General features: G+C 62.7%; 8 protein-coding genes, 1 tRNA gene and 1 rRNA gene. 7 read left to right on the top strand and 3 right to left on the bottom strand.

What is annotated here, in order from left to right:
* Nucleotides 1-25 precede the first annotated feature (25 nt).
* Together rrf and JCM17207_RS01200 are read left to right on the top strand one after the other, a co-directional pair.
* Nucleotides 26-142: ribosomal RNA gene (gene rrf / locus JCM17207_RS01205) — 5S ribosomal RNA — on the top strand.
* Nucleotides 143-329: 187 nt separating this feature from the next.
* Nucleotides 330-3,656: a DEAD/DEAH box helicase gene (locus JCM17207_RS01200; protein WP_238315626.1), complete on the top strand. Its 3,327-nt coding sequence runs from the start codon at nucleotides 330-332 to the stop codon at nucleotides 3,654-3,656.
* Nucleotides 3,657-3,720: 64 nt separating this feature from the next.
* Here the strand turns inward: JCM17207_RS01200 and JCM17207_RS01195 are convergent, their stop codons facing one another.
* Nucleotides 3,721-4,581: a DegV family protein gene (locus tag JCM17207_RS01195; protein WP_238315625.1), complete on the bottom strand. Its 861-nt coding sequence runs from the start codon at nucleotides 4,579-4,581 to the stop codon at nucleotides 3,721-3,723.
* 261 nt (nucleotides 4,582-4,842) lie between these two features.
* Between JCM17207_RS01195 and JCM17207_RS01190 the strand changes: the two genes are divergently transcribed.
* From JCM17207_RS01190 to JCM17207_RS01175, 4 genes are all read left to right on the top strand, one after another.
* Nucleotides 4,843-5,508 carry a CPBP family intramembrane glutamic endopeptidase gene (locus JCM17207_RS01190; protein WP_238315624.1) on the top strand — a complete coding sequence of 222 codons (666 nt, stop codon included), beginning with the start codon at nucleotides 4,843-4,845 and terminating at the stop codon, nucleotides 5,506-5,508.
* A gap of 20 nt (nucleotides 5,509-5,528) precedes the next feature.
* On the top strand, nucleotides 5,529-6,014 hold the full coding sequence (locus JCM17207_RS01185) for a nucleoside deaminase (RefSeq protein WP_238315623.1): 486 nt from the start codon (nucleotides 5,529-5,531) through the stop codon (nucleotides 6,012-6,014).
* A gap of 260 nt (nucleotides 6,015-6,274) precedes the next feature.
* The gene (gene ymfI / locus JCM17207_RS01180; protein ID WP_238315622.1) at nucleotides 6,275-7,048 is read left to right on the top strand and encodes an elongation factor P 5-aminopentanone reductase; all 774 of its coding nucleotides are present in this window, start codon (nucleotides 6,275-6,277) and stop codon (nucleotides 7,046-7,048) included.
* A 113-nt stretch (nucleotides 7,049-7,161) separates the two neighbouring features.
* Nucleotides 7,162-8,550: a sigma-70 family RNA polymerase sigma factor gene (locus JCM17207_RS01175; RefSeq protein ID WP_238315621.1), complete on the top strand. Its 1,389-nt coding sequence runs from the start codon at nucleotides 7,162-7,164 to the stop codon at nucleotides 8,548-8,550.
* Nucleotides 8,551-8,608: 58 nt separating this feature from the next.
* Here the strand turns inward: JCM17207_RS01175 and JCM17207_RS01170 are convergent, their stop codons facing one another.
* Nucleotides 8,609-9,151 carry a GNAT family N-acetyltransferase gene (locus JCM17207_RS01170; protein WP_238315620.1) on the bottom strand — a complete coding sequence of 181 codons (543 nt, stop codon included), beginning with the start codon at nucleotides 9,149-9,151 and terminating at the stop codon, nucleotides 8,609-8,611.
* Nucleotides 9,152-9,280: 129 nt separating this feature from the next.
* On the opposite strand from JCM17207_RS01170, the gene JCM17207_RS01165 reads away from it, so the two are divergent.
* A tRNA-Gln gene (locus JCM17207_RS01165) sits at nucleotides 9,281-9,351 on the top strand.
* A 290-nt stretch (nucleotides 9,352-9,641) separates the two neighbouring features.
* Here the strand turns inward: JCM17207_RS01165 and JCM17207_RS13805 are convergent.
* Nucleotides 9,642-9,719, bottom strand: coding sequence for a hypothetical protein (locus JCM17207_RS13805; RefSeq protein ID WP_373871900.1), 78 nt, complete (start codon nucleotides 9,717-9,719; stop codon nucleotides 9,642-9,644).
* Between the last annotated feature and the right edge of the window lie 8 nt (nucleotides 9,720-9,727).

The following is a 9,727-nucleotide window of genomic DNA, read 5'->3' as shown; positions in this document are numbered from 1 at the left end:
GCGCTGAGGTAACTCAGTAAATATGGCCGGTGTCGATGACGGTGAGGATCCACCTGTTCCCATTCCGAACACAGAAGTTAAGCTCACTTGTGCCGACGATAGTTAGCTGGAAACGGCTTGTGAAAATAGGTAGTCGCCGGCTTCTCTCAAGACCCCCTGAGGCAGTAATGCTTCAGGGGGTTTTTCGTTGTGTTCAAATAATCTTCAGTTGGTGGGACGCGGGAAGGAAAGGAAAACCCAAAATTCTTCTTGCGCCCCTTGGCAAAAGAGGTTATTATAAAAGAATACGGATTCTAACCCAATGGGGCGGCAGAAAAGGGGAGAGCAAAATGGACCGGGAGGAAATACGCTATCTTTTGGGCGGGACAATTTATGCCCAGGCCCGCTCGGATCTGGCCAAAGACGCCATCAAGGAATTTTCCTCGGAAAGCGGCGCAGAAGGGGTCCGCCATCTGGAAGCAGTGGTCCAGGGCGGCAGCAGCCGGTATCACGTACAGGTCTGGCTGCGGGCCAACGGCAGCTTTGTGAGCGCCAGCTGCGACTGCGCCTACAACAACCGGGGCGAAGGGGATTTGTGCAAGCACATCGGCGCCGTTTTGCTGCAGGACGCTCAGCGGGAGAACCTGGGCCGCACACTAACCGAAGAACCGGCCTCTCCGGCCGCCCCCATTGCCGGGGTGATGCGGGGGAGCGAATACGCCGCCCAGCATGCGGCCCGGAAGGACAGCTATACTTCCAGCCTGGAAATGCTCTTCGGGCGGAAATGGCGGGATATGGAGCCCGAGTCGGACAACGCAGCGCGGCTTCTGCTGAAAGAGTATATGGACCAGGACGCCGTCCTGCTGGAAGAGCCTGTCCTGGAGCCGGAGTATAAAGGAACCGTTTCCCTGGAACCGGAGCTGACCCTGGCCCGGAACAGCCTGCCGGAGATTCGGCTGCGGATCTCGGGGGGCGGGCGGCAATACATCGTCAAGAGCATCCCGGCCCTGCTGGAAGCTGTCGAAAAAGGGCAGACCGTCTCTTATGGGCAGCAGCTTTCTTTCCTCCACCGGCCCGAGGCCTTCAACGACCAGGCCCGGGCACTGCTGGCTCTGCTCCGCCGCCCGCTGGCCTTTAAGCGGTATCTGAACCAGACCGGCCGGGGGCTGGGCAGTTATTTGGAACCGGCCTCCCGCCAGGCCGGAGCCATGGCCCTGACCGGAGATCTCTTTGACGAATTTGTGGCCCTGTGCCAGTCGGAGGGAATGGTGGGCGGCTACGAGCTGCGGCAGGGCATCCCCGCCGTTCAGCTGGAAGTAGAGAAGAAAAAGGGCGGCGCCCAGCTCACAGCCCGGCCTAAGCTGGGGTTTTTTGAGGGGATGGACTACGCCTACGCCTTCAGCGAAGAAACCCTCTGGCAGATGAGCCGGGCGGATTTTGCCCGAGTCCGGCCGGTCTTGCAGCTGCTGAGCGGGGAGAGCCTCTTTTTTGCCCAGAAGGATCTGGCCGCCTTTTGCAGCTATGTGGTGCCGGAATTCGGGTCCAAGATGCAGATTCAGGACCCCGACCGGCTGCTGATGGATCAGATTGCCCTGGAACCCGTGGTCCAGTTTTATCTGGACCTGCCCCAGGAGATGATGATTTCGGTGCGGGTGGAGTTTCTCTACGGAGAGGATCGGGTTACTCCCGAAAGCGCGCCCCTGAACCTGCGGCGGGATCCTCGGACCGAACACCGGGCCGACCGCCTGCTGAAACAGTACCTCCAGCCGGACCGGAACAATAGCCCTACCTTCTACCAGACCACCGACGATGACGAGGTTTACCGCTTTTTGGAAGAGGGCGTCCCGGCGCTGATGGCGGCGGGAGAGGTCTATCTGAGCGAAGCCTTCCGCAACTTCCAGGCGCCGCCGCCCCGGGTGAGCGTCGGAGTCTCGGTGAGCGGCAGTGTGCTGGATCTGGAAGTGGATACCGGCGAATTTCCGGCGGAGGAACTGCGGGCGATGCTGCGATCCTTCCACCAGAAAAAGCGGTACCACCGCCTGCGGGACGGCCGGATTCTCCGGCTGGACGATTCCCTCCAGGCGCTGGATGAACTGAACGAAACCCTGGCCCTCTCGGGGGCCAAGCTGACCCAGGGCCATACCACCCTGCCCCTCTACCGGGCCCCCAGCCTGGACCGGGCGCTGGCGGGCCAGAGCGGGCTCCACTTCCGCCGGGACGATGCGTTCCGCCGGATCAGCCGGAGTTTCCACGCCGTCAAGGACAGCGAATACGTCCTGCCTCCCAGCTTGCAGAAGGTGCTGCGGAAATACCAGCGGGACGGCTACCGCTGGCTGCGCACCCTGGACGGCTACGGGATGGGGGGCATCCTGGCCGACGATATGGGCCTGGGCAAGACCTTGCAGGTATTGGCCTATCTGCTGGCCCTCAAAGAGGAGGGGCAGACCCTGCCCAGCCTGATCGTCTGTCCGGCCTCCCTGGTGCTGAACTGGGCAGAGGAGTGCGAAAAGTTCACCCCACAGCTCAAGTGCCTGCCGGTGGACGGCACAGCGGCCCACCGGGCGGAGCTGGCAGCCCAGTTTGCAGAGTATGACCTGATCGTCACCAGCTACGACCTGCTCCGCCGGGACGAGGCCCTTTACACCGAGCAGGAATTCTATGCCTGCATCCTGGACGAGGCACAGGCCATCAAAAACCACACCACACAGAAGTATAAAGCCGTCTGCCGGGTCCAGAGCAAGGTCCGCTTTGCCCTCACCGGTACCCCGGTGGAGAACCGTCTGGGAGAACTGTGGAGCATCTTTACCTTCCTGATGCCGGGGTATCTGCCCCCGTATAAGACCTTCTCCACCCGGTTCGAGCGGCCCATTGTGCAGGAGAAGGACCAGGCCGCCGTCCGGCGGCTCAACCAGCTCACCGGGCCTTTTATCCTCCGCCGGATGAAAGCCGAGGTCCTGCGGGAGCTGCCCCCCAAGACCGAGAACGTCTACCGGGTGGCCTTGGGGGTTGAACAGCGCAAGCTCTATCTGGCGGCGGTGCTGGACGCCAAGGAGAAGCTGCGGGCCGCCAAACCTGAGGACCGAGTGGCGGTGTTCGCCGTTCTGATGCGGCTGCGGCAGATCTGCTGTGACCCCCGCCTGACCGTTGACAACTGGACCGGCAGCAGCGCCAAACTGGACGCCTGCGCCGATTTAATCAGTGCGGCGGTGGAGGGCGGCCACCGGGTGCTCTTGTTCAGTCAGTTCACCTCCATGCTCTCCCTGCTGGAGGCCAAACTGGACGAGATGGGGGTGAGCCATTTCACCCTCCAGGGGTCTACCCCCAAACCTCTGCGGGCGGAGCTGGTCCGTCGATTTAATGGGGGCGAGGCCAGCGTGTTCCTGATCTCCCTGCGGGCGGGGGGCACCGGTCTGAACCTGACCGCCGCCGACATCGTCCTACACTACGACCCCTGGTGGAATGTGGCGGCCCAGAACCAGGCCACCGACCGGGCCTACCGGATCGGCCAGCGGAACGCCGTACAGGTTTATAAGCTCATCGCCCAGGACACCATCGAGGAAAAGATCCTGGAGCTGCAGCAGGCAAAGCAGGATCTGGCCGAGACGGTCACCGGCAGCGCAGACGGAGCGATCCTGTCCATGCGGCCGGAGGAATTGCTGGCCCTGCTGGGCGGCTAAGGAAATTGCCCAACAAAAAAGAACGGCTGCGGATGCAGCCGTTCTTTTGTTTTGCAGGGAAGAATCAGATATGGAGCTCCAGCGCTTTGTCGAAGAAAGCAATGCCGAAGGCGCCGGGGCCGGCATGGGTGCCGATGACGCAGCCGATCTGGCCCACCAGGGGTTTGGGCAGATGGAGATTCCGGTCCAGATAGCCCAGGATGGGCTCTACCTCCCGGGGGGAGGTGGAGTAGGCGGTCACATAATCAAAGTCCGTGTTGACGCCGCCCAGGGTGTCCAGCTGTTTGAACATGGCCACATAGGCGCCGGGCAGGCCCCGGGCTTTGCCGGCCATGGCGATCTTGCCCTCTTTGACGGTAATCAGGGGCTTGATGCCCAGCATGCCGCCGGCCACAGCCACGGCAGCGGGCAGGCGGCCGCCCTTGCGCAGATACTTCAAATCGTCGATGACGGCCACCAGGTGCAGGTGTTTTTTGGCCTCTTCCAGGGCGGCGACAATGGTCTCAGGGGTCTTGTCGGCGTCCCGCAGACGGACGGCCAGACGGACCAGCAGGGCCTCGGCCAGACAGACGGTTTCGCTGTCCACAAAAAAGACGTTGTCTACATCGGCCAGATCGGCGCCCAGATGAGCGGCCTGGCTGGTGCCGGACAGCTGGCTGGAAAGGAAGATGCCGATGACAGTGTCGCCTGCCTCGGCAGCCTCCCGGAAATAGGCCTCGAACAGCTCGGGGCTGGGCTGGCTGGTGGTGGGCAGCTTGCGGCACTGGGCCAGGCGGGCATAATATTCGCTGGGGGTCAGGTCCACACCGTCCCGGATGACGGCGCCGTCCTCAAAGGTAACGTTGAGGGGGATTACGGTAACACCCAGCAGCTCCGCTTCAGCCGGCAGGATGTCAGATGCAGAATCGGTGAGAATGCGGATCATAAAGCAAAACCTCCATAGGCGGGGAACACCCGCAATCAGATGAACGCCGCAGTAAAATTTCGTTCCAACGAAAAGTTACAAGTAGTATAACAGAGCCTGTCACGAAATGTCAATGTTTTGAACAAAAGAATCTCACTCCACTTTTGCCAAAGTTTCACTCTAAGGTCTGCCAGCGGGGAGAAACCGGTTGCCCCCTGCCGCCGGATGTGCTAAGATACCACTATATCTTACATACGATCACACCGAAGGGAGAGAGAAAATTTGAACCAAACCAGCGCCAGCCGCCGGATGGGGGGCGTTTTGTGGGCGGCAGGCTGCGGGCTGCTTTACCTGACGGCGGGGCTGCTGACCGAGAAGGCTCTGGCCCTGCTGGAAGGGGCGGCGTCTCTAAGCCCGGCGGGTCTGGCCCGGCTCCACTGGGGCGGGCTGGCCCTGGGGACTGTTCTGGCGGCGCTTCCGGTGCTGGCAGCGGCCCGGCCCATGCTGGGGCGGATACCGGGGCTGCGGTGGCGCTGGCGGGGCGCTGTGGCGCCGATGGTGCTCTATGTCGGCCTGCTGTTCCCCCTGTCCTGGCTGAGCCAGAAACTGCCCGGGGACCCGGCAGGGGGGATGCTTCTGCCCGCCGACCCTGCCGCCCGGGTCCTGGCATTTTTCCAGCTCTGCATCGTCTCGGCGGTGGCGGAGGAGCTGGTGTTCCGGGGGGCGATCCAGGGCCTGCTGGCCCCCTGCGGCCCGGGATTCAGCGTTTTGGGACAGGCGGCGGTTTTCGCCTCCCTCCACGGCAGCCCGGCCCGGATGGCCTTTGCCCTGCCCATGGGGCTGGTGTTCGGCTGGGCGGCCAGCCGCTGCCACAGCATCTGGCCGGGGGCGGCGCTCCATCTGCTGAACAATACCATTGTGTTCGCCGGGCTTCTGGCGGGCGGATGACCGAAAAGGGGGATACCGATTTGACCGATTATGAATTGATGGGGGCTGCCCTGGAGGAAGCCGCCAAGGCGGCGGCCCTGGGGGAGGTGCCGGTGGGGGCCGTGGTGGCCCGGCGGGGGGAGATCATCGCCGCGGCCCACAACACCCGGGAGACTGAGAAAAACGCCCTCCACCACGCCGAGCTGCTGGCCATCGACAAGGCCTGCCGGGCGCTGGGGGGCTGGCGGCTGTGGGAGTGCGAGCTGTTTGTCACCCTGGAGCCCTGCCCCATGTGCAGCGGGGCCATCCTCAACAGCCGGATTCGCCGGGTAGTGTACGGTGCCGCCGACGCCAAGGCGGGCTGCTGCGGGTCGGTGACCGACCTGTTCGCCCTGCCCTTCAACCATCATCCTGCGGTGGAACAGGGGCTCCGGGCCGAGGAGGCCCAGGCCCTTTTACAGGAGTTTTTCGCCCGGCTGCGGGCCCAGCGGGCCAGCCGACCCAAGTGGAAGCCCCCGGTCCGGTAAATCCAAGCAAAAAGAGGGAGATCTGCGCAGAAAAAGCAGGATCTCCCTCTTCCATTTTGCGTCGAATTGTGATATTATACTTAATGGATTTTTGTCGAAAGCCGTCCGTATCCCGTCGAAAACGCTGCACTGCCGGAAGACGCCGGCATAGGATGGGAAAGAGCGTTGTTTCACTGAGGGAGGAGGCTTCGGCAGAGCCCGCCGCCGTGCGCTGCCGGCACGGCAGGGCGGTATTTTGGCAGGCAGGAGGGATCGGACTCTTGTGTGAAGATTTTGAACTGACCTTTGACCTGGCCGAGGCGGCACCCGCCGCCAGCCATACCGTGCTGATCTCCGGCGGGGACCGGGGCATCGGCGCGGCGGCGGCCCGGGCGTTTTACCGGGCGGGGTACCGGGTGGCCATTCTCTACCACCAGAACGCCCCGGCGGCCCAGGCCCTGGCCGGGGAGCTGCCGGGCTGTACGGCGATTCAGTGCGATGTGGCCAGCCGGGCCAGCTGTGAGGCGGCGTTCGCCGCCGCTGAGGAAGCTCTGGGCCGGGTGGATGTGCTGGTGTGCAATGCCGGCATCGCCCAGCAGAAACTCTTCACCGACATTACCCCCGCCGAGTGGCAGCAGATGCTGGACGTCAACCTGAGCGGCGCGTTCCACCTGTGCCAGCTGGCCCTGCCCGGGATGATCCGCCGCAAGTGGGGGAGGATTCTCACCGTCAGCAGTATGTGGGGCCAGACCGGCGGCAGCTGCGAAGTGCACTATTCGGCCGCCAAGGCCGGGCTGATCGGCTTGACCAAAGCCCTGGCCAAGGAGGAGGGCCCCAGCGGCATCACCGTGAACTGTGTGGCCCCCGGCGTGATCGACACCGACATGATGGCGTCCTTTACCCAAGAGGATAAAGATGCCCTGGCCGAGGAAACCCCGGTGGGGCGGCTGGGGGGCGCCGACGAGGTGGCCCAGATGCTTTTGTTCCTGGCCGGGGAGAACGCCGGGTATATCACCGGGCAGGTGTTCGGCGTCAACGGCGGGCTGGTCATCTGAAACGGGCAATGCAAAATTCCGCAGGATATCATAGGAAAGGCACTCCGCGTTATAATTATAGGATGGGTATCCCTGCATCCGATCATCCTCTGGAGTGAAAAGGAGAGAGCGAAATGGGCATGACTTTGAAGGAAATGTTGAAGAAGGGCGCTTCTGAGGGGACAGTGCCGGCCAAGGAGGTCAAGGCTCTGGCCGCCGAGTGCGGTCTGGATGTCGAGAGCCTGTATACCCTGCTGGAGGAGCGGGGGATCAAGATCCAGAAGGAGGCAGAAGCCGAGGCCAGCCTGGACGTGGACAGCATCATCGCCGAAGTGGAGAGCGCTGAGAATAACTCCGAGATGGGCCTTTTGGACGACCAGGAGGACGAACCCATGGAGGAGAACCCCGCCGACCTGAAGGCGGCCATGGATGAGCTGCTGGACGACCCCGTCAAAAACTACCTCAAGCAGATCGGCCAGATTCCGCTCCTGAGCGCCGAGCAGGAAGTGGAGCTGTCCCGCCGGATCCATGCGGGCGCCGAGGCGGCCCACATCCTGCAGGCAGACCGCCAGAAGTACGGCGGCGCTGAGTACATCAAGAAGAACAGTGCCCGCTTCTCCTTTGAGGAGGACGAGCGCTCCCGGGAGTACAGCGACGATCTGGACGGCGAAAACAGCGGCGAGAGCAGCCCCGAGGACGCCGAGGAGAAGGCCGCCGAGGAGGAAGCCCTGGAGGCCCTGCAGAACGGCCCTCTGACCGATGAGCGCCGGGAGGAGCTGCTCAAAGCCCGCCGGGACGGCCTGAACGCCCGCCGCAGCCTCAGCGAGGCCAACCTGCGTCTGGTGGTCTCCATTGCCAAGAAGCATGTGGGCCACAATCTGGCGTTCCTGGATCTGATCCAGGAGGGCAACATCGGCCTGATTAAAGCCGCCGAGAAGTTCGACTGTGACCGCGGCTTCCGCTTCTCCACCTACGCCACCTGGTGGATCCGCCAGGCCATCACCCGCGCCATCGCGGACCAGGCCCGGACCATCCGCATCCCGGTGCATATGGTGGAGACCATCAACCGGATGCGCCAGGCCACCAACCAGCTGGTCTACCAGAACGGCCACGAGCCCACCCCCGAGGAACTGGCCAAGGCCATGGATATGAGCGTGGAGCGTGTGCGGGAGATCCAGCGGATGGCGCAGGAGCCCGCCAGCCTGGAGAGCCCGGTGGGCGAGGAAGAGGATTCCTCCCTGGGCGATTTCGTGGCCGACGAGAACGCCGAGGCCCCCGGCAAGGCCGCAGACCGCGCCATGGTGGCCCAGCAGATCAACCTGGCCCTCAAGAGCCTGACCCCCCGTGAGGAAAAGGTCATCCGCCTGCGGTTCGGCCTGGACGATGGCCGCCCTCGCACCCTGGAGGAAGTGGGCCGCGACTTCGGCGTCACCCGCGAGCGTGTCCGCCAGATCGAGGCCAAGGCCATCCGCAAGCTTCACAGCCGGAAGTGCCTGACCCTGCTCAACGGCCTGATCGAGTGATCATTTAAAAAGCATCGCCCCCGAGGATGATTCCTCGGGGGCGTTTTTATACACAATATTACAGATTGGAAAAATATTCCTCCCGGGTCATGGCGTAAAACTCGATCTCACAGGGGGCGCCGGTGTGGGGGTCGATGGATGGCTCGGTGTGGGAATACCGCAGCCCGCAGCTCAGCTGGAGCCGCCGGGAGGGGGCGTTCTCGGTGCGGCAGCCGCAGACCAGCTTCTGGGCCCCCAGCTGTTCAAAGGCCACCTGCATCAGGGCCCGCAGGGCCTGCCGTCCGTAGCCCCGCCCGGTGTAGGCCGGGCCGAGGGCCAGGCCGGTATCCATGTAGAGCCCTGGTTTGTGTTCCAGCAGCCCTGCAAAACCAATGGCCTGACCGGTGGCGTTCTCGTAGATGGTAAACGCCGGGTGGCTGGCCTGCCAGCGGAGGGTCCGCTCCATCCGGTCCTGGGCGGCCTCGGCAGAGTGTGTGGGTTCCCACTGCATATACCGGGCGCTCTCGGGAAAGGACCAAATATTCTGCCAGAGGGCTTCCCAGTCGGAAAAAGACCCTTTCCCCAAAGTAATATCCGGCATGATAACCACTGCTTTTTCCATGGAACGACCTCCTGCTGTATTACAAATTGTATGCGGCCCGTCCTGGCCGGACAGAAATGCCCTTGAGATTTCGGATATAATATGGTATACTAACTTGTACCGTGTGAAAGATTTCCACGGAATAGATCATGCGCCATCGCCAAGCGGTAAGGCAGGGGACTTTGACTCCCCCATCGCAGGTTCGACTCCTGCTGGCGCAACTGAAGGCCCGATGAGTGTGCGTTGGCACACGGTCGGGCTTTTTGTTTTGCGGGGCTGCATCCATTATAAACAGGGTTTTGACCGGATGCAAGGCAGTCCTGTCAGCCCTGCCCTCCGATGGTTTGTATTATATCCGCAGACAGCGGGTTTGGAATGAAACGCTTTTTGCGCCGCTTTTTCTCGAAAAAGCGGCATCGCATCCCCCAACAAGAAAGGCCCCGCCCCTTGAACCGCCCCATATTGTGCGGACAGTACAAAAAAGAGGCCTGCAAGGGGTAGAACAAGCGAATCAAAGACTGGCCTGGCGAAGCGAGAGCGGAGCCAGGCCAGTCTTTGTCTGGAGGCGCTCGTGGTTGTAGAAGTGGATGTACTCGT

This window comes from Faecalibacterium gallinarum, from assembly GCF_022180365.1.
Lineage (GTDB): Bacteria > Bacillota > Clostridia > Oscillospirales > Ruminococcaceae > Faecalibacterium > Faecalibacterium gallinarum.
The sequence above is the reverse complement of the archived record's forward strand: the minus strand, read 5'-3'. Positions and strand labels throughout refer to the sequence as shown.